This window comes from Pseudoalteromonas sp. SWYJZ98 (assembly GCF_015864495.1).
Taxonomy (GTDB): Bacteria; Pseudomonadota; Gammaproteobacteria; order Enterobacterales; family Alteromonadaceae; genus Pseudoalteromonas; species Pseudoalteromonas distincta.
Map to the genome: position 1 here is coordinate 10,744 of NZ_JADYXA010000017.1, position 25,174 is coordinate 35,917.

19 protein-coding genes are annotated in these 25,174 nt (G+C 39.9%); 12 read left to right on the forward strand and 7 right to left on the reverse strand.

The features are described from left to right. Position 1 precedes the first annotated feature (1 nt). From I6F10_RS11495 to I6F10_RS11505, 3 genes are read right to left on the reverse strand one after another with little or no spacing between them, the layout of a single operon-like run. Positions 2 to 1,948, reverse strand: a complete 1,947-nt coding sequence (locus tag I6F10_RS11495; protein WP_197098866.1) for an LTA synthase family protein — start codon at positions 1,946 to 1,948, stop codon at positions 2 to 4. Further along, positions 1,939 to 2,310 carry a diacylglycerol kinase gene (locus I6F10_RS11500; protein WP_007582120.1) on the reverse strand — a complete coding sequence of 124 codons (372 nt, stop codon included), beginning with the start codon at positions 2,308 to 2,310 and terminating at the stop codon, positions 1,939 to 1,941. The genes I6F10_RS11495 and I6F10_RS11500 overlap by 10 nt, the downstream gene beginning before the upstream one ends. Then, complete coding sequence (locus I6F10_RS11505; RefSeq protein ID WP_165742834.1) at positions 2,307 to 3,977, reverse strand: phosphoethanolamine transferase; 1,671 nt, start codon at positions 3,975 to 3,977, stop codon at positions 2,307 to 2,309. Before I6F10_RS11505 ends, I6F10_RS11500 begins: the two co-directional genes overlap by 4 nt. Before the next feature lie 540 nt (positions 3,978 to 4,517). On the opposite strand from I6F10_RS11505, the gene ilvG reads away from it, so the two are divergent. From ilvG to I6F10_RS11545, 8 genes are all read left to right on the forward strand, one after another. Continuing rightward, positions 4,518 to 6,167, forward strand: a complete 1,650-nt coding sequence (gene ilvG / locus I6F10_RS11510; RefSeq protein ID WP_002959891.1) for an acetolactate synthase 2 catalytic subunit — start codon at positions 4,518 to 4,520, stop codon at positions 6,165 to 6,167. Next, on the forward strand, positions 6,164 to 6,409 hold the full coding sequence (gene ilvM, locus I6F10_RS11515) for an acetolactate synthase 2 small subunit (protein WP_002959893.1): 246 nt from the start codon (positions 6,164 to 6,166) through the stop codon (positions 6,407 to 6,409). The genes ilvG and ilvM overlap by 4 nt, the downstream gene beginning before the upstream one ends. 103 nt (positions 6,410 to 6,512) lie before the next feature. Beyond that, positions 6,513 to 8,369 (forward strand): dihydroxy-acid dehydratase, encoded by a 1,857-nt coding sequence (ilvD, locus tag I6F10_RS11520; protein WP_024596945.1) that lies wholly within the window; start codon positions 6,513 to 6,515, stop codon positions 8,367 to 8,369. A 2-nt stretch (positions 8,370 to 8,371) separates the two neighbouring features. After that, positions 8,372 to 9,925: a threonine ammonia-lyase, biosynthetic gene (gene ilvA, locus I6F10_RS11525; RefSeq protein WP_039485942.1), complete on the forward strand. Its 1,554-nt coding sequence runs from the start codon at positions 8,372 to 8,374 to the stop codon at positions 9,923 to 9,925. A 97-nt stretch (positions 9,926 to 10,022) separates the two neighbouring features. Beyond that, on the forward strand, positions 10,023 to 11,057 hold the full coding sequence (locus tag I6F10_RS11530) for an ABC transporter substrate-binding protein (RefSeq protein ID WP_165742835.1): 1,035 nt from the start codon (positions 10,023 to 10,025) through the stop codon (positions 11,055 to 11,057). 60 nt (positions 11,058 to 11,117) lie between these two features. Continuing rightward, positions 11,118 to 12,293, forward strand: coding sequence for a methyltransferase (locus I6F10_RS11535; RefSeq protein ID WP_165742836.1), 1,176 nt, complete (start codon positions 11,118 to 11,120; stop codon positions 12,291 to 12,293). A 30-nt stretch (positions 12,294 to 12,323) separates the two neighbouring features. Continuing rightward, on the forward strand, positions 12,324 to 12,986 hold the full coding sequence (gene can, locus I6F10_RS11540; RefSeq protein WP_002959903.1) for a carbonate dehydratase: 663 nt from the start codon (positions 12,324 to 12,326) through the stop codon (positions 12,984 to 12,986). A gap of 4 nt (positions 12,987 to 12,990) precedes the next feature. Continuing rightward, positions 12,991 to 13,635, forward strand: a complete 645-nt coding sequence (locus I6F10_RS11545; protein ID WP_024596948.1) for an NAD(P)H-binding protein — start codon at positions 12,991 to 12,993, stop codon at positions 13,633 to 13,635. A 217-nt stretch (positions 13,636 to 13,852) separates the two neighbouring features. Here the strand turns inward: I6F10_RS11545 and ubiK are convergent, their stop codons facing one another. Next, the gene (gene ubiK, locus I6F10_RS11550) at positions 13,853 to 14,116 is read right to left on the reverse strand and encodes a ubiquinone biosynthesis accessory factor UbiK (RefSeq protein ID WP_165742837.1); all 264 of its coding nucleotides are present in this window, start codon (positions 14,114 to 14,116) and stop codon (positions 13,853 to 13,855) included. A gap of 161 nt (positions 14,117 to 14,277) precedes the next feature. On the opposite strand from ubiK, the gene rep reads away from it, so the two are divergent. Then, complete coding sequence (gene rep / locus I6F10_RS11555; RefSeq protein WP_165742838.1) at positions 14,278 to 16,296, forward strand: DNA helicase Rep; 2,019 nt, start codon at positions 14,278 to 14,280, stop codon at positions 16,294 to 16,296. 15 nt (positions 16,297 to 16,311) lie between these two features. Here the strand turns inward: rep and I6F10_RS11560 are convergent, their stop codons facing one another. The 3 genes from I6F10_RS11560 to elbB form a co-directional block, all read right to left on the reverse strand. Beyond that, positions 16,312 to 18,876: a diguanylate cyclase domain-containing protein gene (locus I6F10_RS11560; protein ID WP_165742839.1), complete on the reverse strand. Its 2,565-nt coding sequence runs from the start codon at positions 18,874 to 18,876 to the stop codon at positions 16,312 to 16,314. 162 nt (positions 18,877 to 19,038) lie between these two features. Beyond that, on the reverse strand, positions 19,039 to 19,434 hold the full coding sequence (locus tag I6F10_RS11565; RefSeq protein ID WP_165742840.1) for a c-type cytochrome: 396 nt from the start codon (positions 19,432 to 19,434) through the stop codon (positions 19,039 to 19,041). Between the two features lie 233 nt (positions 19,435 to 19,667). After that, a complete protein-coding gene (elbB, locus tag I6F10_RS11570; protein WP_165742841.1) occupies positions 19,668 to 20,315 on the reverse strand; it encodes an isoprenoid biosynthesis glyoxalase ElbB in 648 nt (215 codons plus the stop codon). A 524-nt stretch (positions 20,316 to 20,839) separates the two neighbouring features. Between elbB and polA the strand changes: the two genes are divergently transcribed. The 3 genes from polA (at position 20,840) to I6F10_RS11585 (ending at position 25,169) form a co-directional block, all read left to right on the forward strand. Continuing rightward, positions 20,840 to 23,575 (forward strand): DNA polymerase I, encoded by a 2,736-nt coding sequence (polA, locus tag I6F10_RS11575; protein WP_002959914.1) that lies wholly within the window; start codon positions 20,840 to 20,842, stop codon positions 23,573 to 23,575. 491 nt (positions 23,576 to 24,066) lie between these two features. After that, positions 24,067 to 24,654 (forward strand): YceI family protein, encoded by a 588-nt coding sequence (locus tag I6F10_RS11580; RefSeq protein ID WP_024605301.1) that lies wholly within the window; start codon positions 24,067 to 24,069, stop codon positions 24,652 to 24,654. Then, on the forward strand, positions 24,651 to 25,169 hold the full coding sequence (locus I6F10_RS11585; protein ID WP_165742842.1) for a DUF1285 domain-containing protein: 519 nt from the start codon (positions 24,651 to 24,653) through the stop codon (positions 25,167 to 25,169). The genes I6F10_RS11580 and I6F10_RS11585 overlap by 4 nt, the downstream gene beginning before the upstream one ends. The last annotated feature ends 5 nt before the right edge of the window (positions 25,170 to 25,174 follow it).

Genomic DNA, 25,174 nt, shown 5'->3' on the forward strand with positions numbered 1-25,174 from the left:
GTTAATGATACCAACCATTTGTATAAGCTAGATTACCTAAGTTCGCATGGGCCAGGGCTTTTTTTACTAATTGCTCATCGTTTTCACATGGCACAAGCTGGTTATTGCTATACGTATAGGTGGTTGCTGGTTTTTGTGGTTGTAACACCACCACTTTATTATCGTGCATGTAGGCAAAGTTTTTGTCGTATTGCATCATTGCGCGTTGTTTGTTGTCGCTAATTGGCTTTGATAAATCATGACCTATCATTGGGTGCTTACCACTTGCGCCAATTAAAGACAGTAGAGTAACAGGAATATCGAGCTGACTGGCTAGTTGGCTATCTCGTTTATGGGTAATACCTTTTCCAAAAATAACGGCCGGAATTTTAAAGTGATCAACCGGTACTAAATTTGAACCCGATACGCGCGAGTCGTGATCGGCAATAACTATAAACACGGTATCATCCCAGTAGCTCGATTTTTTAGCTTTTTCGATAAAGCTGCCTAGTGCGTAATCGGCATACTTGGCAGCATTATTACGAGTTTGTTTTTGTTTATCGTACAGCGTTATTTTATCGTCAGGAAAGTCATACGGGCTATGATTAGAGCTTGAGAATATAAGGCTAAAAAAGGGTTTTTTTTGATTTTTAAGCTTAGTAAGTTCTATGTTGGCTTGGTCGTACAAGTCTTCGTCTGATGCGCCCCACGAGCCATTAAAGTCTATTTTTTTAAAGTTATTTGTATCTACGATACTTTTAAAACCGTTGCCTAAAAAGAAGCTGCGCATGTTATCAAAATGGCTTTCGCCACCATAAATGAACTGCGTGTTGTAATTTTGCTTCGCTAAAAAATCAGCAATGGTAAAAAAGTCGCGTTGTGATTTATCAAGCTTAACAACTGCACGCGAAGGCGTTGGTGTAAACCCTGTAATTACTGCCTCAATTCCACGTACTGAACGTGTGCCCGTGGCGTATAAATTATCAAACCCCCAGCCTTGTTTATAAAGGGCGTCTATATTAGGTGTAAGCGGTAAACCGCCAAGCGTGCCTACATAACGAGCACCTAAACTTTCTTGTAAAATAATGACTAAATTTTTGGGTTTACCTGTATTACTTGCGCGATGAAACGTTTTTGTAGGGGCGGTTACATCGCTAAATGCGGCTTGCGTATTTTGCATGTTATTACGCACAATACTAAGTAATTCATCGGTGGGCATTTTACCGTAATAGTCTTGGCTCGATTGCTCATTAGAAAGTTGCTTAACTGCAAACGCGACGCTATAAAGTGAGTTAAGGGTTAAGTCGTTAAGTAAGTGATCAGTAGAAAACGAGACCATGGCGGGGTTAAGTGGTCTGTGCCCTAATGAGTTGCGGGCGCCAAAAATAGTTAAGCATACTAAAATAAGCGCTAAAATTGATTGATTTAAACCTGTTAGTGATGACTTGCTTTGCCATTGATTGCTAAATATTTTACTTGCAAATTTACAGCTTAAAATAAGTGCTATAACAGCAATAAATACTTCTAACTTATAGCCTGAAAAAATCATTTTTGAGACTTCTTTAGGATAAATTAAATATTCTATAAATAAGCGGTTTGGGCGTAAATCGTACTCGTTTATAAACGTAGGCGTAATCACTTCAAAAAAAACAAGTAAAGCAGACATCGTCACTAAATAAATTTTAATGAGGCCGCGTACTTTATTTTGCCACCCTACGCTTTGCATCAGTAAAATAAGTAGTAATGCGGGCATAATAATGTAGCTTAGAGTGGCTATATCAACTCTTAAACCACCTATAAATATAGATAACCACGCATGCGATCCAAATACACGCTCCCCTTGCCATACACTTAATCCAAAGCGAGCAAGTGTTAAAAAGCTAAGTGCCAAAACAGCAAATACAACAAAAATCCATACAGGGCCAAGTGTATTTTGTATTTTAGGTATAAAAGTTAGCTTTATGCCCATAACACAGCCCACCAAATAAGAGCGGCAATTAGCATAGCTATAAACACGCTTGCAGAGGCTATATCTTTAGCTAGCCCCGAAAGCTCATGGTATTCACTGCCAATTCTATCAACTACAACCTCAACTGCCGTATTTACCAGCTCAGCAAACAATACAAAAAGCAGGCTAGCTATAAGCAGTAATTTATCCCTTAGTGCAATTTCTTGAAGCCACACAAACACACCGAGTAATGAAAACAGTGCTAGCTCTTGTTGAAACGCCGCTTCAAATCGACTCATCCATTTTAAGCCGTTAAAAGAATGGCTTAAGGTAAAAATAAGGCGCATTAAGCCTTGGCGTTTTATAACGGTTTTATTACTCATAGTTTTATTTCGCTTGGTGTTGTTTGGCAGTTAGCAAGTAAATCGAGCGATGCCTGATACGTTTTGCTTTTAATGCCAATTAAATTTAAAAGGGTGTGAAAAATATTGTTGTGTGAGCGTGCAGCGCGGGTGTCTAAATTAGCTAAACAGGTATTAGTAATGCGCTGATTATGCTCATCAGCCCACATATAAAGAGGAACGTGCGTTTGTGTGCTAGGTGCAAAGCTATACGGAAAACCATGTAAATAAGCACCGGCTTCGCCAAGTGATTCACCATGATCAGAGACATATAAAAACTGCTTATCTATGTTGTTTGGCAGCGCTTTTAATTGCTCAATTACCTGGGCGTTAACAAAGTCGCTGTACGCAATTGTGTTGTCGTAGGTATTAACTAATTCATCGAGTGAGCAGTTTTGAATGTCGCTTCTGTCGCACGTGGGCGTAAATTGCTTAAATTTTTCTGGGTAGCGTTTAAAGTAGGTTGGTCCGTGTGAGCCCATCATGTGTAGGACGATAACGGTATTAGCTTGGTTTAAATTAGCGAGTTTGCGCTTAAGTGGAGCAAGCAGTGCTTCATCAAAACAATATTTTCCATCGCAAAGCGCTGATGGGGTGATTGGGATATCAATGTTAACAACACGGGTGCATACGTTTTTACAGCCGCTGTTGTTATCAACCCACAGTACGTCGCTGCCAGCTTGTTGTGCTAAATCAATCAGGTTTTGTTGGTTGTCGGCAGCTAATCGATCAAAGTTATCTTGTGTTTGCAGTGAAAACATACACGGCACAGACACTGCAGTAGCGGTGCCACAAGACGCCACATTATTAAAATACGTCACATTATACTTTTGTGTATAAGGGTTGGTGTTGCGCTTATAACCTTGATACGCAAAGTTTTCTGCTCGTGCGGTTTCGCCAACAACCATAACTGTTACGCTGGTGGTGTTAGGCGCAATAAGAGTGGGTGTTGCATCTATATTTTTAAATTCTATATTGGTATACAGCAGCTGATCGCGCATATATTTATAACCGCTAGAGAGGTATTGAAACGGAATAATTTCTTTTTTCAAAATGCGGTTGTTACGACCAGTGGCTGCGTAATCGGCGTAAAAGTTAGCGACCACTAAAGCAATTAGTGAGCAGCACGCTACAATAAGTTTTATACGACTAATTGCTTCTTGGTGAGGGCGGGTAAAGTGTATTTTTACTTTGCTTAATATAAAAACAGGTAGCGCACAAAACAGTAGTAGAAAGCCTATGAGCTGCGGATTTAAATAGCTCAGCGCTTCGCTTGAATCAGTTTCGAACGTGTTTTGAATCATTGAATAGTCAAACACGACGCCGTAATTTAATGAGCCGTAAAGTACGGCACTCGAAATTATCAGTAAAAGGTAGTTAATTGGTTTTAGTAACCACCTAACCGACACTATTGAAAAGAAAATAATTAAAAGGCATAACAACAGCAGTGGCACTGAAAGTAAAAATAGCCATGAAAAAGATGCAAGGGAGGTGATGGCGCTAAACGAACCTTGAATAAAAGGAATGTTTATAACTAAACAGTAATAACAGGCAATCATCACTACAAAGGCATTTGCACTACAGTGAATGTAAAACCGCTTACTACGATTTGGCTTTTTTTGTGCTGGTGTTTGGCTAGTTATGTTCATATTTAGGCTCGTTTAAAATAACAACGCCATGCTATGCAACAACACTTAAGAGTCGCTTAAGAGAACCTACGCATTACCTGAAGGTGATAAATAATTTTATTTATAAAAATATTCTCAAAAATTAATCAAACCTTAAATAAGGGATATAAGAATAGTGAATTTCTGAGATTAAAATTAGAGCATAAAAAAACCACTACCAGCTTGTATAATGAATTTTAAAACCTGATAAATTGCCTTTTAGTCTTTTTGTTAGATTAACTTTGGTGTTGACTTAAAGGGCCTAGCGCGGTACTAATATAAAAAGAGAGCGAAGGAATAACCTTCGCGATAATTGAACAAAATTTGGTATTGATTACATGCTTACAAACGCACTTAACCTAGTCCTGATTATTATCGTGGTGATTATCCCCGCGAGGGCTTCGTAGTGCTTTAAAAACTTAAGCATTAAAAAAGCCCTCCGCACTTAACCGTTCGGAGGGCTTTTTAGTTTTAAGGGTAAAATTTGTAATTGGGTTGTCACTGAGGAATGAGGGTTTATTAATGACAGGCGCAGAACTAACAATCGACTTATTGGCCAAACACGGCGTAAACGAAGTATTTGGCTACCCAGGCGGAGCTATTATGCCAATTTACGATGCGCTGTATGGCGCGCCAGTCAAACACTACCTAACTCGCCATGAGCAAGGTGCAGGGTTTGCAGCTGTTGGTTATGCTCGTAGCACACGTAAATTAGGCGTATGTTTTGCAACATCGGGCCCAGGTGCAACTAATTTAATAACCGCTCTTGCTGATGCGATGATGGACTCAGTACCATTATTGGCGATCACCGGCCAAGTGCCTACTGCAGCGATTGGTTCAGATGCGTTTCAAGAAATAGATGTACTAGGTATGTCGCTTTCGTGTACTAAGCACAGCTACATGGTAGAACGAGCTGAAGACTTAGCAGAGATATTACAAGAAGCAATTCATTTAGCGCAAAGCGGCCGCCCAGGTCCCGTACTTGTCGATATCCCAAAAGATATTCAAATGGCTCAAGTCCCTTTTAAACCTTGGCTAGCAGCTGATGAATACTTACCAGAGTTAGATTTAAAGCAAGTTGCTATTGCTAATCAATTGTTGAGTGAGGCTAAACAGCCTGTAGCGTATGTAGGTGGTGGTGTACAAGCCGCTGATGCGCAAGACGAGCTAATGCAATTTTTAAATAAAACTCAGATGCCAGCTGTATCTACACTTAAAGCGTTGGGCAGTGTATTACCAGATTACGAACATTACTTAGGTATGTTGGGTATGCATGGTGGTCAAGCTGCTAATATCGCAGTGCAAGAATGTGATGTACTTGTATGTATAGGGGCACGCTTTGATGACCGCGTAACAGGCAACTTAGCTAAATTTGCAGCTAAAGCTAAAGTAATCCATTTAGATATAGATGCTGCTGAAGTTGGTAAGCGAAAACCTGCTAAAGCTTCATTAATTGCTGATTTAAAGACGTCGTTACCCGCACTTGAATGCTTTGTAACACCTAAAGCTTGGTGTGACACAAATAAAGAAATGAATATTAAGCATGCGTGGCGTTACGACTACCCAGGTGAGAAGGTTTTTGCACCGTACTTATTAAACCAACTAAGCCAACGCATGCCAAAAACAGGGGTTGTGTGCTGCGATGTAGGTCAGCACCAAATGTGGGTAGCACAACACATGAAGTTTACTCATCCGAGTAATCATTTAAGCAGTGGTGGTGCAGGGACAATGGGCTTTGGTCTACCTGCGGCTATTGGTGCACAAGTAGCACGCCCAGATGACTTTGTTATCACTGTATCGGGCGATGGTTCTATAATGATGAATATTCAAGAATTGGCCACTATTCGTCGTAACAATTTACCTGTAAAAATATTAATTTTAGATAACCAGCGTTTAGGGATGGTTCGCCAATGGCAAGAACTATTTTTTGAAGGGCGTTATTCTGAAACTAACCTGTCGGATAACCCAGACTTTGTGCAATTAGCTGCTGTATTTGGTATCCCAGGGCAAACAATTACTCACGCTAACCAAGTTGATGATGCGATAACTGCATTAGTTAACAGTAAAGGTCCGTACATAGTACATGCCTGTATTGATGATAAAGAAAATGTTTGGCCACTTGTACCACCTGGGGCTGCTAACGACGAAATGATGACGGAGAAAGCAAAATGAAACATAGCCTAACTATTGCATTAAAAAGCCAAAGTATAGCGGTAGAGCGCTTTTTACGAGTGGTGCGTCATCGTGGTTTTGACCTTACGCATTTTCAGCTCAATATGGACGATGGTTTTTATAATGTAGACATGACGGTAGATAGTGATAAACCAATTCACCTTTTAACCAGCCAGTTAAATAAGCTGGTGGATGTCAAAGAAGTCACTTTACAAAATTTACAGCAACAACAGGCTGTGTAATTACGAACTGAAAAACAATTTACGAGTAACTGAATCACTCGGTTACTCACCAATTTTAGAATGAGGAATGCCCGCTTATTTTGCGGCAAAAACTGAGGTAACTATGGCTAAATTAAGAAGTGCAACAACAACTGAAGGGCGTAAACGCGCAGGCGCTCGTGCATTATGGCGCGCAACAGGTATGACCGACACCGATTTTGGTAAGCCGATTATTGCCGTAGTTAACTCGTTTACACAATTTGTACCAGGGCATGTTCACCTTAATCAGCTAAGTGAACTTATGGCTGAAACCATTACACAAGCCGGTGGCGTCCCTAAAGAATTTAATACTATTGCGATTGATGATGGTATTGCAATGGGTCACGGCGGCATGCTTTATTCGCTGCCTTCACGCGACTTAATTGCTGACTCAGTTGAGTATATGGTAAATGGTCATTGTGCTGATGCGATGATTTGTATTTCAAACTGCGACAAAATTACTCCAGGAATGATGCTTGCAGCACTACGCTTAAATATTCCGGTAATATTTGTATCAGGCGGTCCAATGGAAGCTGGTAAAACTAAGCTTGCTAACATCGATATTAAACTTGATTTAGTAGATGCCATGGTTAAAGGCGCTGATGAATCGGTAAGTGATGCAGATTCAGAGCAAGTAGAGCGCTCTGCGTGTCCAACATGTGGCTCGTGTTCAGGCATGTTTACTGCAAACTCAATGAACTGTCTGCTAGAAGCGATTGGTTTAGCATTGCCAGGTAACGGCACGACGCTTGCGACTCATAAAGACCGTAAACAACTTTATGTTGAAGCGGGGGCTCGTATTGTTGATTTATGTCGTGAGTATTATCAAAAAGATAATCAAGATGTATTGCCACGTGCTATTGCTAACAAAACAGCCTTTATGAATGCAATGGTTGTTGATATTGCAATGGGTGGCTCGTCAAATACGGTATTGCATTTACTTGCTGCAGCGCAAGAAGCGGGCGTTGATTTTGATATGTCGCACATTGATGCGCTCTCTCGTAAAACACCATTTTTATGTAAAGTTGCACCAGCGACACCTGAATATCACATTGAAGATGTGCACCGCGCAGGCGGCATGATGGCAATCGTACGTGAACTTGGCAAAGCAGGCTTAGTTGATATGTCAGTTAATCATGTTGCTGGGTCAACTATGGCTGAGCTCGTTAAAAAATGGGATGCAACAGATCCTACTAACGAAGCAGCGCGCAAATTTTACCGTGCTGGCCCTGCGGGCATTCGTACCACTAAAGCAATGAGCCAAGAGTGTCGTTGGGACGAGGGCGATAACGACCGTGTTAATGGGTGTATCCGAAGTGTCGAACACGCTTTTCGTCAAGATGGTGGCTTAGCTGTACTTTCGGGTAATTTAGCAGTTGATGGCTGTATTGTTAAAAGCGCTGGCGTTGTTGATGAAATGCTACATTTTGAAGGTACTGCAGTCGTGTACGAGTCACAAGATGATTCTGTAGAGGGTATTTTAAACGATGAAGTAAAAGCCGGTGATATCGTGGTTATTCGTTACGAAGGCCCTAGAGGCGGCCCAGGTATGCAAGAAATGCTATACCCAACTAGCTACTTAAAATCAAAAGGACTAGCTGAAAAATGTGCACTTATTACTGATGGTCGCTTTTCGGGTGGTACTTCGGGTTTATCAATTGGTCATGTGTCACCAGAGGCGGCAAGTGGTGGTGCAATTGCTTATGTTGAAAATGGCGACAAAATCATTATTGATATCGCAACCCGTGAAATTACGTTAGCGTTAAGTGATGAAGAGCTTGAAGCACGTAAACAAAAACAATTAGCACGCGGAAAACTGGCTTACAAACCAGTTGATCGTGAGCGCTATGTATCGTCTGCTTTAAAGGCTTATGCATTACTTGCAACAAGTGCTGATAAAGGCGCAGTGCGTGACTTAGCTAAATTGGAGGCGCTTAGTTAATTATGGTCTCTCAAGAGCTCGATTATTTTCGCGCTATTATTCAAGCAAACATGGAGCCTTTGGCTAAAGTTACCGAGGTCAGCGAAATGGCTGAGCTCGGTGCTAAATTAGGTAACCATGTTTGGTTAAAGCGTGAAGACCAACAGCCCGTGTATTCATTTAAATTACGCGGTGCGTATAACAAATTAAATAAATTACCTAAAGGCTCAGTGGTTATCACTGCTTCAGCGGGTAATCACGCTCAAGGGGTTGCACTAAGTGCTTCTCACTTAGGGCATCAAGCTACAATTGTAATGCCAGTAACAACGCCTGAAATAAAAGTAAGTGCGGTACGTGCGCTAGGCGGTGAAGTTGTGCTACATGGGCATCATTTTGATGCCGCAAAAGCACATGCGCTTGAGCTTACAGAGCAACGAAACGGTATATTTGTTCCACCATTTGATGACCCAGACGTCATTGTTGGTCAAGGTACTGTAGCGCGTGAGCTTATGCAGCAATTAAACGAGCTTGATGCGGTGTTTATTCCTGTTGGCGGCGGCGGTTTACTTGCTGGGATGGCGGTTTATATTAAATCGCTGCGTCCAGATATAAAAGTAATTGGTGTAGAAGCCGACGAAAGTGCATGTTTACAAGCGGCACTTAAAGCAGGTAAACCGGTAGAGCTTGAGCGCGTTGGCAGTTTTGCTGATGGCGTAGCGGTTAAAATTATTGGCACTGAAACATTTCGCTTAGCGCAAAAGTTTTGTGATGAAGTTATAACCGTCACCAGCGACGAAATATGTGCTGCCATGCAGGATATTTTTGTATCTACCCGTGCAATAGCAGAGCCTTCAGGTGCACTTGCAACGGCAGGGCTTAAAAAGTGGAGCCAGCAGTCGGGGTTAAAAGGGTTACATTTAGCGGCTGTTTTATCCGGTGCTAATTTAAACTTTGATCGCCTGCGTTATGTTGCAGAGCGCACTGCGCTGGGTGAAAAAAACGAAGCGTTATTAGCGGTTACTATTAAAGAAGAAAAAGGCAGCTTTAAACAGTTTTGTGCTTCTTTAGGTGGCCGTGCTATTACTGAGTTTAACTACCGTTATGCAGGACCTGGTGAAGCACAAATATTTGTAGGTATTGCCCTGCGCCAAGGCGAGCAAGAGCTTAATGAGCTAAAGCAAGACTTAACAAATAATGACTACCAATTTTGCGATCTGTCGGATAACGAACTCGCTAAATTACATGTGCGCTATATGGTTGGCGGAAAAGCACCCGAGCAATTGCATGAGCGCTTACTTCGCTTTGAATTTCCAGAGTATCCAGGTGCGCTTGCACGCTTTTTAGATACTTTAGGTAGCAATTGGAACATTACCTTATTTCATTATCGTAATCACGGTGGTTCGATGGGGAATGTACTGGCAGGTTTTGCTATTGAGCCGAGTCAGTATGAGATGTTTAACGAGCACTTAAACCGTTTAGGTTACAGTGTACAAGATGAAACACAAAATCCGTGCTTTAGCCAATTTTTAACATCAAAGCCCCAAGCAGAAAAAGCCGAAAAACTCGCCTCAGTATAATCCTTCTTTAAAGGCAGGCACCTAACTAGGGTGCTTGCTTTATCGCACGTTTTACATATAGTTACAGGTAATCAACATACTTTTTGAGGACACCTAGTTGCTATTTAAAGGATTAATCATTGGATTGTGCTTTTTTTGTAGCCATATCGCGGCGCAAGAATCAGTCACATTACAGCTAAAATGGACACATCAGTTTCAGTTTGCTGGCTACTATATGGCAAAGCAAAAAGGCTTTTATAATGAAGCGGGCCTTGATGTAACCATTAAGCAAGCTAATCCAATGCAACCTGATACCTTTGCTCCTGTCGCCAGTGGCGAAGCACAATTTGGAGTTGGGCACTCTGGTATTTTACAGCAACGTATTAATGGACAACCTCTTGTTGCTATGGCTGCCTTATTGCAATTTTCACCTTACTGCTGGATGGTTAAAGACACGTCTGATATTTTTCATCCACGTGACTTTGTTAATAAACGTATCACTGCGGTAAGCAAAAATGATGGTACCGAACTACTTATTATGCTTAAACGCAGTGGCGTTGATGTGGATAAACTCAAAGTTTACGATGGCGAAAATCCAGGCCAGGCTTGGATTGAAAACAAGCTAGATGCTATGCAAGTGTATGTTACTACAGAGCCTTATTATATGACTCAACAAGGCGTAGCTCATCGACTTGTTTGCCCACAGCGTTATGGTATGGACGTATATAGCGACATTTTATTTACCAGCGAAAACATGCTGAAGAAAAATCCTCAAACGGTCGAAAAATTCTACCAAGCGAGCCTAAAAGGATGGCGTTATGCAATGATGAACATGGATGAAGCCATTGCAGTCACCCAGCAAAACTATGCACCGGGTAAAAGCTTTTATCAGCTCGCTTTTGAGGCTGAAGTACTAAAAAGTTATATAACCCCACCCACCACCAGTTTAGGACATATGTCGATAGCAAAGTGGCGCTTAATTGCGGACTTATATGGCATACCGCAAAACGAATTTGACGAAGTAAAATCTCACTTTATTTATAAATACCAAGAACCTGAAAAGATGCAGTTATCGTGGATGCTCATGGCAGCTATTTTGGTAAGTATTATTTCAATACCTTTGTATTTACGGCTGATTTTTAGTAAAAATTAACTGCTTAGGTAATTCCCGAAACTGATATAATTAATTGTCTTTTTTATTTTTTAAGCTGTTATGACTTTAGCTGAGCAATTTTTAGCACTTGATTCACTTTTAATGCGTCATCGTCAGTATTGGCAGTGCACTGCATTTGATTTTGACACTATACCTTGGCCAGAGCTACAAGGCATACTTAGCGAACTAACTGATGACCAGGTAAGCGTTCTTGATAACGATCAAAACCAGCTATACCAATTTTTTAGCCAGCACATAAACCAACTTGATGAACTTGTAAAGTTATGCGAGTTACCTAGCACAGCCCACTCTCGAGCTGATTATCCATTTTGGATAAGTAACGGCATTAAAGGTCGTAAGTTTGCACAGTTACAAGATTTTGTATCTGCACTACCTAATACCAAACAACCTGTTTTAGAGTGGTGCGCGGGTAAAGGGCACTTAGGTCGAATGCTTGCGTTTAATGGCGCAAGTAATGTACATAGTATTGAACTTCAACAAAGCTTATGCGAGCAAGGACAAAAAAGTGCACAGCAACAAGGCTTAGCAATGCACTTTAGCCAAGCAGATGTATTAAAAGACGATATCACTCAATTTTTTAATACAGACATGCATGCTGTAGCGCTTCACGCATGCGGTGGCTTACACCAAGCATTTATGCGCCAAGCAAGTTTAGCGAAAGTACAGCAAATTAGCTTTTCACCTTGTTGCTACCATTTATTTACGGCTAATGAGTACCGTGCAATGAGTGAGGTTGCAAATAAAAGTGAGCTTAATTTAACGCATCGTGATTTAAAGCTCGCATTACAAGAAACCGTCACAGCGCCCTCTCGTCTGGAAAAAGTACGTAAAACAGAACTTGAGTGGCGACTTGGTTTTGATGCACTAAGAAAGTCGATCACTGGCGAGCAATATTACGTAAGCGTACCGTCGGTTAACAAAGCTATATTCTCAGATTCGTTTAAATCGTTTTGTTCATGGGCTGCAGATGAAAAGGCAATGAAATTACCTCAAGGTATTGATTATATTAAATATTTAGAGGTTGGGGTGGCTCGAAAAAAAATAACTGACCGAGTTGAACTGGTTCGACATGTGTTCAGAAGAGCGATTGAAGTTTGGCTTGTGCTCGATCGTGCTTTATATTTGCAACAGCAAGGTTATCAAGTAAGCGTTAAAACGTTTTGTGAAAAGCAGTTAACGCCTCGTAATATTTTGATTCTTGCTAATGTCCATTAAATTTCCGTCCTCGACTTAATAAGAGATGCAATGAGAAAGTTAAAAAATTTATTCGATAACAACAAACGTTGGGCTGCTCGTACAAGTGAAGCAGACCCTGAGTTTTTTAAAATTTTATCTATGCAACAAAATCCAGAGTATTTATGGATTGGTTGTTCAGACTCTCGTGTACCTGCAAATCAAATAGTTGATTTATTACCAGGCGAATTATTTGTACATCGTAACGTTGCTAACGTGGTTGTACACACTGACCATAACTGCTTATCGGTTATGCAGTACGCTGTAGAGGTTTTAAAAGTAAAACATATAATGGTAGTAGGTCACTATGGTTGTGGTGGCGTACAAGCCGTTTTAAACAATGCTAAATTTGGCTTTATTGATAATTGGCTACGCCATGTAGGAGATGTAAAAGAAAAGCATCTTGAACAACTTGACGCAATGCCAGAAAGCGAACGCTTAAGCCGCCTTATTGAGCTAAATGTAATTGAGCAAGTACGTAATGTGTGTCGTACTAACATTGTGCAAGATGCCTGGGAGCGCGGCCAAGAACTAAGCGTTCATGGTTGGGTTTATGGTTTAGAAAACGGCCATCTTCATGATTTAGAATCTGTAGTAACGTGCGCGAGTGAAGAAACGCAAAGCTACAAAAAAGCAGTGCAACACGTATTTAAAAAAGTGGGTGAAAATAAATAAATCCATGACTAAAACGGCGGTGTTGATAGGTGCTACAGGCTTGGTCGGTAATGAGTTGCTCCATAAGTTACTTAATAGCGATCGTTATACAAAAGTAGTTACGTTAAGCCGTCGAGTTCTGCCTGTCACACATGCAAAGCTAGTTAATCACGTTATTGATTTTGAAAAATTAACTCAATATGTTGAGCTTTTTAAAGGTGATGTATTGTTTTCGTGTTTGGGCACAACCCGTAAACGAGCGGGCTCGATACACGCTCAGCGTAAAGTAGATTTTGATTATCAGTTTATAGCGGCGCAGTTAGCGGCATGTAATGGCGTTACGCATTATTGCTTAGTGTCATCAAGCGGGGCGAATACGCACAGTAATAGTGCTTATTTGAAAATGAAGGGAGAGCTTGAGCAACATATTAAAGCACTCCCTTTTGATAAAATAAGTATTTTACAACCATCTTTATTATTAGGCGATCGTGAGCAATTTAGAGTGGCAGAAAAGATAGGCAGTATTATTTTTCCTGTTATTACACGATTTGCGTTTTTAAAGCGTTACAAACCAATAACTGGCGAACAAGTTGCGCAAAAAATGCTGAGTGTGAGTTTAGCTCAGCAGGCTAAGTTGTCTTATTATGTACTTGATGAGCTATTTGAATAAACTTGGTAAAACGCAAAAGGCAGCCTGAGCTGCCTTTTTTGTACATTAAATTAATACCAATTTTATTAAAAAAATGATCATCCTAGTGTATTAAATAACTCACTAACTACGTTAAAAATTATTTATATAGAACAACTACGTACCATAATTTTAGCCTTGTTATTGAGCTATTTTCTTATCGCTATAATAGAACACTAATTTAATGCAATTGGTATAATTATTCAGCGTCAGTTTTAGCGCTAAGTTGTTGCTCAAGCAATGAAATTTTAGCTTCAAGTTCGGTTAACTTTTCGCGAGTACGAATAAGTACTTGGCTTTGCACATCAAATTCTTCACGGCTCACAAAGTCCATCTCAGCAAGCTTGTTTTGTAGAACTTGCTTTGTTTTACCTTCGAGTGTGTCTGCTAGGTTTTTTACACCTTGCGGCATATTGCTAGTAATTTGCTTAGCAATTTCTTCAAGTTTTGCTGGGTTGATCATATTTGTACCTTCGGCATTGCCTAAATGATAATAACTAATATTACCTTATACCCACGGTATTTAACACATGATCATCTTTACCTTAATTAATTAAGGCAATTGCTATGCTCGCTGTAATGGTTACGTTAAAATTGCGCGTCTTTTAAATTTCTTTGGTCGTTATGAAACTCAATCCTAAACAAGATGAAGCCGTAAAATATATTAGTGGTCCCTGCTTAGTACTCGCGGGCGCAGGCTCTGGTAAAACCCGTGTTATTACGAATAAAATCGCTTATTTAGTGAAAAAATGTGAGTACAAAGCGCGAAATATAGCCGCCGTTACTTTTACCAATAAAGCAGCCAAAGAAATGCGTGAGCGAGTACTGCAAACGCTCGGTAAGCAAGACGCTAAAGGTTTATGGGTATCAACGTTTCATACACTCGGTTTAGAAATAATAAAAAAAGAGTTAAGCACATTAGGGTTTAAACCCGGCTTTTCGCTATTTGATGATCAAGATACCAATCAGCTTCTTAGTGAACTCACCGAAGATGAGCTCAAAAAAGACAAGGACTTACTCAAACTACTTAAAATGGAAATTGGTAGCTGGAAAAACGAATTAGTACTGCCAGAGCAAGCAATACGCGAAGCGCGTGATCCGCAAAAAGCATTGTTCGCGCAGTTATATGGGCGCTATCAAAACCAGCTGCGTGCTTATAATGCACTGGATTTTGATGATTTAATTATGATCCCTACTTTGTTACTTACTAATAACGCCACATCTCGTGAGCGCTGGCAGCAACGCTTTAAATACTTGCTGGTGGATGAGTATCAAGATACCAATACAAGCCAATATCAACTTGTTAAATTGCTAGTAGGCGAGCGTGCCCGTTTTACTGTGGTAGGTGATGACGATCAATCAATTTACTCATGGCGTGGTGCTCGCCCGCAAAACTTAGTGTTATTAGGTAAAGACTACCCAGGGCTTAGACTTATAAAGCTTGAACAAAACTATCGAAGTGCAGGGCGAATACTAAAAGCGGCTAACATTTTAATTGCCAATAATCCTCACGATATTGAAAAAAAGTTATTTAGTGAACTAGGTTATGGTGAGCCGATTAAAGTAATAGGGTGCCGCGATGAAGAGCATGAATCTGAGCGTGTGGTTGCTGAAATAATTTCACATAAGTTTATGAAGCGAACCAGCTATAAAGATTACGCGATTTTATATCGTGGTAATCATCAAGCACGTGGCTTTGAAAAATCACTAATGAGTAACCGTATCCCTTATAAAATTAGTGGCGGTATGTCGTTTTTTGCTCGCTCAGAAATTAAAGATATTATGGCGTACTTACGCCTATTAGTTAATCAAGATGATGACAATGCGTTTTTACGTATCGTAAATACACCACGACGCGAAATAGGTACGGTTACCCTTGAAAAGCTTGGTACGCTTGCTAATGAAAAGCACGCGAGCTTGTTTGCTACCTGTTTTGATAACGATTTGGGCTACAGACTAAAAGGGCGTGGCTTTAATGCGCTTGCTGGGTTTGCACGCTGGGTTGTTGAGCTATCTGATAACGCAGTACGCGGTGATACGCTCGAAGCTGTTAAAGACTTAGTGCGTAATATTAATTACGAGGCATATTTGTACGAGTCGTCACCGAGTGCAAAAGCGGCTGAAATGCGTATGAAAAACGTATCAGAGCTGTATCGTTGGATAACAGATATGTTGACCGGTGATGCCGACAACGAACCAATGACATTAGCCGAGGTTGTTAGCAAGCTAACCCTTCGCGATATGCTTGAGCGTAACGAAGAAGAAGATGAAACCGATGCAGTGCACTTATCAACACTACATGCATCAAAGGGCTTAGAGTACCCGTACGTATTTATGGTGGGTATGGAAGAGGGTTTACTTCCGCATCAGGTAAGTATTGATGAGGACAACGTAGATGAAGAACGTCGCTTAGCTTATGTTGGTATTACTCGCGCACAGCAGGAGTTAACACTTACTTACGCAAAGGTACGTCGTCAATTTGGTGAAACCTCACAAACTGAATTAAGCCGATTTGTACAAGAGTTACCGCAGGACGATCTCGCGTTCGAAAACAAAAAGGCGCCAAATACCCAAGCAGAGCGCATGGAAAAAGGCCAAGCAAGAGTCGCTAACCTTCGCGCCATGTTTAAAAAGCCTGAGTAATACCTCAGGCTAACTTTATAGAGACTGAGTTGCTTGCACTTCAGGTAACTCAGAGCATACTAAAGCGTGTTGTTTACCTACAAAAAATGCCAAACCGTGTTTATCTAATAAAGCTCTAAAATTAAGTATTGAAGGGCCTTTAGCAATGACCTTCATTGCTTTGAGCTTTGTAATTGCAAGCACGCCCTGTAGCTGAAAATCGTAACTTTCTTGTTGTAAAACACGTTTACTAAAGGTCGAGCTAAGTAGTAAATAATCAAAACTAATATCGGTTAGTAAATTAAGTTCGCACCTGTCTTTAGCAAAATTGTTTAAACCAATTGAATAACCAAGTTGTGATAGCGTTTTGAGGTTTTTTATTTGCGTTGCACATGCGTGGCGAATTTCTTGTTCATCAAATAATAAACAGAGTTGGCTTTGTCCTTGTTGTTTATTTAGCGTATCTGTAAATAAAACAAATTCGTGTTCCTCAAGTAGCAAACCAGAGCAAGGAACCAATGCCATAGCTACATTTGCAGTAATTGCTTGTGCATAGGCGCGTTGTAATAGTTGTAACTCTACTTGCAGATGCTGCTCTTTATCTGATGCAAACTTTTTCAAAATATCAAAGCTAGTAAAGCCAAGCATTGGGTGTTCACCAAATGCTTCAAATAAAGATTCAGACTGTTGTTGCTCATCAAGCGTAATTATTTCTGAGCTTCTAAAACTCATAGGTAATATATCAAGGTGATGTTGTGCTTTTAGAGTCTGCGCAGGTATTGATTGCGTTAATAGCGGATGAAATAACTCGTAACGATTTTTTCCTGAGTTTTTGGCGTGATACATGGCGGCATCGGCATCACGAATAATTTCATCTGTATGCGTATAGCTTTTCTTTGAGTAGGTTATCCCTATACTTGCGCCACTTTGTAAAGATTCACCTTTGAGATAAAAGGGTTTTTTCATTAAATCTATAATACGATTTGCAACATCTTCTGCTTGTTGAGGCTCAGTTAAATGGGTTAATAAAATAACAAATTCATCCCCGCCTAAACGTGCTAGTAAATCATGCTCGCGTATACATTGGGCAAATAACTCACTCACGTTAATTAAAAATTGATCGCCTGCATGGTGGCCAAGCTGATCGTTAATATCTTTAAATTTATCTAAATCGATAAACAAAACAGCAAAGTGGTGCTCAGGAAAACGTTGATAATGTTGTAGCGTTTTTTCGAGCTGAGTTAAAAATAGACTACGATTAGGCAAGCTCGTAAGTGAATCGTGATGTGCATCATGATAAAGCTGCAGCTCTATTTTTTTTCGCTCATCTATTTGCATTTGTAAGTGCAGATTAGTTTGACGCAATTCTTTGGTTTTTTCGTTTACTCTAAATTCGAGTTCTTGATGGCTTTTTGCAATTGCTTGATTGACGAGTTTTGTTTGTAAAACAGCTGCAATTTGATGCGATACAAAGGTAATTAACTCGCAATCATCCCGGCTAAAGATATGTTTGTTATCGTAGGCTTGGCAAACAATAAGGCCGATAACACCTTGAGCTGTTTTAAGTGGAGCGCCTAACCAGCTAGTGGCCATTTGCTCTTTTGGTACAGGTGCTGAACGTTGTACTACACCGCTTTCTATTAATTCTTTTGCTCTACATGGGTGTATTAGTTGTGTTTCTTCGGTGCTTATTACCAGTTCGCTATAACCTTTAGCAAAGCGTCTTGGCTGTGTATTTTCTTTAAATTCATCGACGCAATAAGGAAAACTAATCCACCCTGTTTCTTTATCATAAAGTGCAATATATAAGTTTTCTGCGTAGGTAATTGTTTTTATTATTTCGTGTATTTTAAAATAAGCGTCATCAAGGTTTTTAGCTTGTGTTGCTATCTCAGATATTTTAAATAGAATTTGTTGGCGTTGAAGTGCGCGTTTACGCTGCTCTATTTCAAGGTTTAGTGCATCGTTACTTTGAGTGAGTGCGCGGGTGCGAATTTTAACTTCTGACTCAAGAAGCTCTCGTTTTTTTACACGCTCTATTGCTGTTGCCAAATAAAGCGACATAAACTCAAGTAATTGTATTTGCTGTGAGCTATAGCCTTGTTTTGTATCGTAACTTTGAGCTGCTAATACACCGATAATATTGTGTTCTTGGTAAACAGGTACGCCTACCCAGTGTTCGGCAGGAGTGCCTAATGCTTTAAATAAACCTTCTGCTGCAGCATCTTGCATTTGCTGCTTGGTAAAACATGTGGTTTTACCCTGTTTAAATACATAACCCGTGGCGCCTTCATCAAAGCTATTTGATTGGTTAAGGGCGACGGCAATACCATCTTTTTCATCTGAAAAGTAAGAAAGTTCCAGTGATTGACTGTATTGATTTAGCAGCACCACATAAAAACTTTTACTAGGTACGTACTTTTGTAAAATATCATGGATGGCGGGGTATAGCAGGGTCAGCTCGGCCACAGTACTTGCCTGCTCTGATAATTGGATCAGGGCATTTTGTAAGTGATGTGATTGTTTGTATTTCTCGAGAAGCGCTCTAAGGCGTTTATTTTGATACGCCAATTTACTCGATACTGATAGTTTATCTTCCAATGATCTAACCGGCTATTTTTATTGTATAGTTATTAGCCTTATACTTTCACTTTTAGTGCTTATCGTCAAGTTGATATTCCTACTAAAGCAGTAGCTAGATACACTATTTTAGGCATTAAAAAAGGCTTACAGAAGTAAACCTTTTTTATATTTCAATCGAGCTTATTTAGATGTCATAAAGTCGATAGCAGCGCTAATCTCATCATCAGAACAATCCATACACGTGCCTTTTGGAGGCATAGCATTAAAGCCATTTAGCGCATGCTCAAGTAAAGTATCTTTACCTTTAGCAATACGTGGAGCCCAATCGTCAGCCGATTTAGGCGCGCCTAGTGCACCGGTGCCGTGACATGCAAAACATGCACCTTGATATACTTGCTCACCAGAACGAGGACCTGTAGGCACCGCTGCAACTGCAGCTTTATCGCCTTCAAGGTATACAGCACCAACCGGCGCGAGACGTGCTTTAATTGCATCTTCAGTCATAGAGTTATCATATGGCTGTGCGTATGCAGTGGTTGCTAGCAATAATAATGCTGCAGCTGTTAATTTTTTCATTTTGCCTTGCTCACTTCGATTTGAACGTGATCAATCACGATTAAAGATGACGGAAATTAAACCGATTATAACTCTCTGAGCCAATTTATAAAATGCTAAGAGCCGTTTTTATTAATAAAACTGACTACTTTTTGCGTTAACGCAATAAAATTTAATTATTTACTGTTTTTTGTTAAGCAATTTAATAAGCGTAATCAGTCATACAATTAACTTTTTAGATCCTAAGATCAAAATCAATTTATTGATAATACGCTACTAACTAGTTTTGCGATCCCTGCGTCGGCTTCAAGAATCGATTCTGCCAACATGTAAGCAGGGGTGGTAACTAACTTATTTGGTTCATCGATAACTACACCGTTAACCGCACAATCTATATGTTTAGCGCCTAATGTGCTTAGCGCTTGTGCTGTCTCTACATCGTTACCAATAGTAAGTGCGGCGTTATCGTAAATAAATGGGATCAATGCGGGTGCAATACACATATAACCTGCAGGCTTATTTGCTTTTGCAAATGATTTACAAGCATTAAGGACTTCCTGATTGATATTTGCTTTTGCGCCTTTAATTGCAAAATCGCATAAGTTTTTTGCAGCACCGAAACCGCCAGGTACAATTAATGCGTCAAACTGAGTCACGTCTAGTTCAATCAGCGATTTAATGTCACCTCGTGCAATGCGAGCAGCTTCTGTTAATACATTGCGTTTATCAGGCATTACTTCACCTGTTAAATGGTTTATGGTATGAAGTTGCTCAATATCTGGTGCAAAACACTGATACGTTGCGCCATTTTTGGCTATATGTAATAAAGTTAAAATTGCTTCATTAATTTCACTACCATCGTACACACCAGACCCTGCTAATATTACTGCTACGTTTTTCATGCTTTTGTGCCCCTAAAGTCTTTTTTATAAGTCGATCGGATGAAGTTTAACATGCTCAAAATTTCTCGCGAAAATAAATTTTTAGTACAAAAATCATTCGCAGTGCAAGTCGTTTTGCGGTTTATGCCATTTGCGATCACTTTGCCTTTAAAAAAATTATAAAGGATCGCTATGATCTTCGATCCATTGTGCTAGAATACTCCTCCGGTTATTTAAATGAACGCGAATAATCAAAGTGAATAACAACAGAAGTAGTCGTTAGAAAACCTTTTTCCACATTGGTTTAAAATAATAAAAAAAGAACCTCGTATTATTTTTTTTAAATTAAAACATACAGTTAAAGTATTTTCTAGGCATTTTATAATGCTTTGGAAGAATAGCTCGTGGCTGTTATCTACACACTTATCCACAGCTTGCTCTAGTTTTAATAACACGATAAACAGTAATTCACAGTCGTTTTATTTACTACCTTATGGCATGCTTATAATTACCTTAATTTTTTGCATTTAGGATCCAAATTCACCATGGCTCAGATCCCCGAAAACCCGCTTATTTTAGTTGATGGTTCGTCATATTTATTTCGTGCTTATCATTCTCCGCCGCATTTAACTAATTCTAAAGGTGAGGCTACGGGCGCTATTTATGGCGTGATCAACATGCTTAAAAGCTTGATCAGACAATATGATCCCTCACACATGGTGGTTATATTTGATGCTAAAGGCAAAACGTTCCGTAACGATATGTATAGCGAATATAAGGCAAATCGCCCGCCGATGCCGGATGACTTACGTACGCAAATAGCACCAATACATAGCATTATCAAAGCGATGGGTTTTCCGCTAATTAGTATCGAAGGCGTTGAAGCTGATGATGTTATTGGCACATTTGCACGCATTGCAACTGAGCAAAAACGGCATGTCCTTGTCTCCACTGGTGATAAAGATATGGCGCAACTTGTAAATGAACACGTTACATTAATAAACACGATGACCGACAGTATTTCAGATCCCGTTACCGTAGTTGAAAAGTTTGGTGTAGGCCCCGAGCTTATTATCGATTACTTGGCACTAATGGGCGATAAGGTCGATAATATCCCAGGTGTTGAAGGCTGTGGTCCAAAAACGGCCGTTAAGTGGTTAGAGAAATATGGCTCGTTGCAAGGTGTAATGGATCACGCAAGTGAGATTAAGGGTAAAATAGGTGAAAAGTTAGCTGCAGCTCTCGATCATCTGCCTTTAAGCTACGAGCTTGCAACAATTAAGTGCGATGTTGAAGTCGAATCAGATCTTGATACGTTCAAACTACAAGAGCCAAATAAAGACGAATTAATTGCACTATATGGTGAGTGCGAATTTCGTCGTTGGTTAGCTGAGTTACTAGATAACCCCAAAGATGCAGAAACACATCTAGCTGTACCTACCGAAGCCACTGAATTACCAAAAGTAGAAGATGCTCATTACGAAACTATTTTAACGCAAGCGCAATTTGATACGTTAATAGAGCAATTAAATAGTGCCGAGTTATTTGCATTTGATACAGAAACTACCAGCCTTGATTACATGAAAGCGCAATTAGTGGGTATGAGTTTTGCCGTAAAAGCGGGTGAAGCTGTGTATTTACCTCTAGCGCATGACTACCCGGGTGCGCCTGAGCAACTAAGTCTGGAATTTGTAATGCAAAAGCTAGGTCCAATTTTGGCCGATGAAAACAAAGCTAAAGTAGGGCAAAACCTTAAATACGACAAAAGTGTATTAGCGAATGCAGGTTTTGCGTTAAACGGTATTAAGTTTGACACCATGCTTGAGTCATACGTATTTAATAGTGTGGGTACACGCCACGATATGGACTCGCTAGCACTTAAATATCTAGGTCATAAAAATATTAGCTTTGAAGATATTGCTGGCAAAGGTAAAAAGCAACTTACCTTCAACCAAATTGAACTTGAAAAAGCTGCGCCTTACGCTGCAGAAGATGCCGATATTACTTTGCGCCTACATGAAGTGCTTTGGCCAAAAATAGCGGCTGATGAAAAGCTAAAATCTGTATTCGAAGATATAGAAATGCCACTTGTTAGTGTGATTTCTGATATTGAACGAACCGGCGTTGCAATAGATAGTAATATGCTTGCAGCACACAGTATGCGTTTAGGCGAGCGTTTAATTGAGCTTGAAAAAGAAGCATTTGAAATAGCAGGGGAACCATTTAATTTAAGCTCTCCTAAGCAACTACAAGTACTGTTGTTTGAAAAGCTTGGCCTGCCTATTATCAAAAAAACACCTAAAGGTGCACCTTCTACCGCAGAAGAAGTATTGCAAGAGCTTGCTCATGATTATCCACTACCTAAAGTAATCATAGAGCATCGTGGTTTATCAAAGCTTAAATCAACTTACACTGATAAATTACCATTAATGGTGAATGAGAAAACCCAGCGTGTGCATACGTCTTATCATCAGGCAATTACAGCAACGGGGCGCTTGAGTTCAACCGATCCTAATTTACAAAATATTCCTATTCGTTCAGAAGAAGGGCGTCGAATTCGTGAAGCGTTTATAGCTGCAGATGGTTATAAAATTGTCGCTGCCGATTACAGCCAAATTGAGCTGCGTATTATGGCGCATCTTTCACAAGACAAAGGTTTATTAAATGCATTTGCTAACGGCTTAGATGTACACAGTGCAACTGCCGCTGAAGTATTTGGTGTAGAGCTTGATGATGTAACTACCGATATGCGCCGCAAGGCAAAAGCAGTAAATTTTGGCTTAATTTACGGTATGTCGGCATTTGGTTTAGCACGTCAACTAGATGTGCCGCGCCACGAAGCGCAGCATTACATAGATAAGTATTTTGAGCGTTTTCCAGGTGTATTAGAGTACATGGAAACAACACGCGAAAAAGCGGCTGAAAATGGCTATGTTGAAACAATATTTGGTCGCCGCCTACATTTGCCAGAAATAAACGCACGTAATGGGGCGCGCAGAAAAGGAGCCGAACGTGCTGCTATTAATGCGCCAATGCAAGGTACTGCTGCTGATATTATTAAAAAGGCAATGCTGAGCGTTAACCGCTGGGTACACGAACAAGCGCCAAATACGATTAAGTTACTTATGCAAGTTCACGATGAATTGGTATTTGAAATTAAAACAGACTGCGCACCAGAATACACAAAGCATATTTGTGAGCTGATGTCGCAAGCTGCAGCGCTTGATGTGCCGCTTATTGTTGAAGCCGACGAAGGTGACAACTGGGAACAAGCCCATTAATGCAATTTGAGCATTTTAATTAAAGCGCCTTTTGGCGCTTTTTTTATGTTTAATAAAAATGGCGAATAACAGCTATTTAATTAGCTATATGCAAGCTTTAGTTAAAATAAGGTTAATTTAAGCAACTATTTGTATTAAATAGTTATATGTTCGTCAATTCGAGCTATTTTACAGGAATATGATTGTATTTTAATGCGTGCTTTTGCTAAAGTCCCGCCTGTCCTATCCTGTAGGACATCCTGTTGATGATGCATCTGAAAGGGTGCAACAAATTGATAGCTTCTCCCCAGTTTGCTATACCGGCCTACCAACTTGTTTGGTGGGCCGTTTTTTGTTTTATGCCTAAAAATCCTATCTAATTAATTCTTTTTTTGCGCTATACCAATTGTATTGTTCATTCGTCACTTCGAGGTGGTTTGGGTACATCGCAGGTGATACCATCGAAGTGCTATCATTTTTATTCTTTTCATTTTATTACTAAGGAGTGCGTTATGTTTAAAGCATTAGCTATTGCAGGTTTTTCTTTATCAAGTTTAGTTATTTCTAATGTTGCTCAGGCCAATTGGCAGCTAGTGAATGATAAAAGCCAACTAAGCTTTGTTTCAATTAAAAAAGATTCGATTGCTGAAGCTCACCATTTTACTAACCTTGAAGGTATGCTTTCTGATAAAGGTGAGTTTAGCGTTAATGTTGATTTAACATCAGCCGAAACTCTAATCCCTATTCGTAATGAGCGTTTAGCTACATTTTTATTCGAAGCGGCTAAATTCCCCAATGCTGTTTTAACTGCAAATTTAACTAAAGAGCTAAGTAATATCAAAAAGCCTGGTCAATATGTATTGAAGGGTATTAAAGCTGAGCTTGATTTTCATGGTAATAAAAAACCATTGGCAATTGATGTACTCGTTAACAGCACGCAAAGTGGTGATTTAACGGTATCATCATTAACACCTATTATTATTAATAGTGATGATTTTGGTGTAACCGAAGGCGTTAAAAAGCTGCAAGAGTTAGCGGGCTTGCCTTCAATTGCCACAGCTGTGCCTGTTACATTTGCAATAACACTTAAAAAACAGTGATTTCTTTAAGTGAGCTTAGCAAGCGATTAAGCGAGCCAAGCAAACCTTTTGATAGTTGGCAGCCTAACCATTGTGGGGAGCTGCCAATTGTTATTAATAATGAAGGGAAATGGTTTTACGATGGCAGCGGAATAACACGCCCAGCCATGGTGAAGCTGTTTGCTTCTGTATTGTGTAAAGAAGATGAGCAATTTTATTTAAAAACCCCTGTCGAAAAAATAACAATAACGGTTGAAGATGCACCGTTTATTATTGTTGATTGGCGTTTTGAAAATACAGCGCAAGGGCAAGTGTTGTGTTGTATTGATAATTTAGCTAGGCAGTGGCTAGTGAGCGCTCAGCAGCCTTTGTATATAAAAGACTACAAAGGTTCAAAGGTGCCTTATTTAAAGCTACCGTATGGTTGTAGTGCGCGAGTTTCACGCAGTGTATTTTATCAGTGGGCTGAAAAAGCCGAGTCTGATAAGCTCGGCTATTTTATTAAATCTGCAGGAAAGCAGTTTTATTTATCGTAACGCCA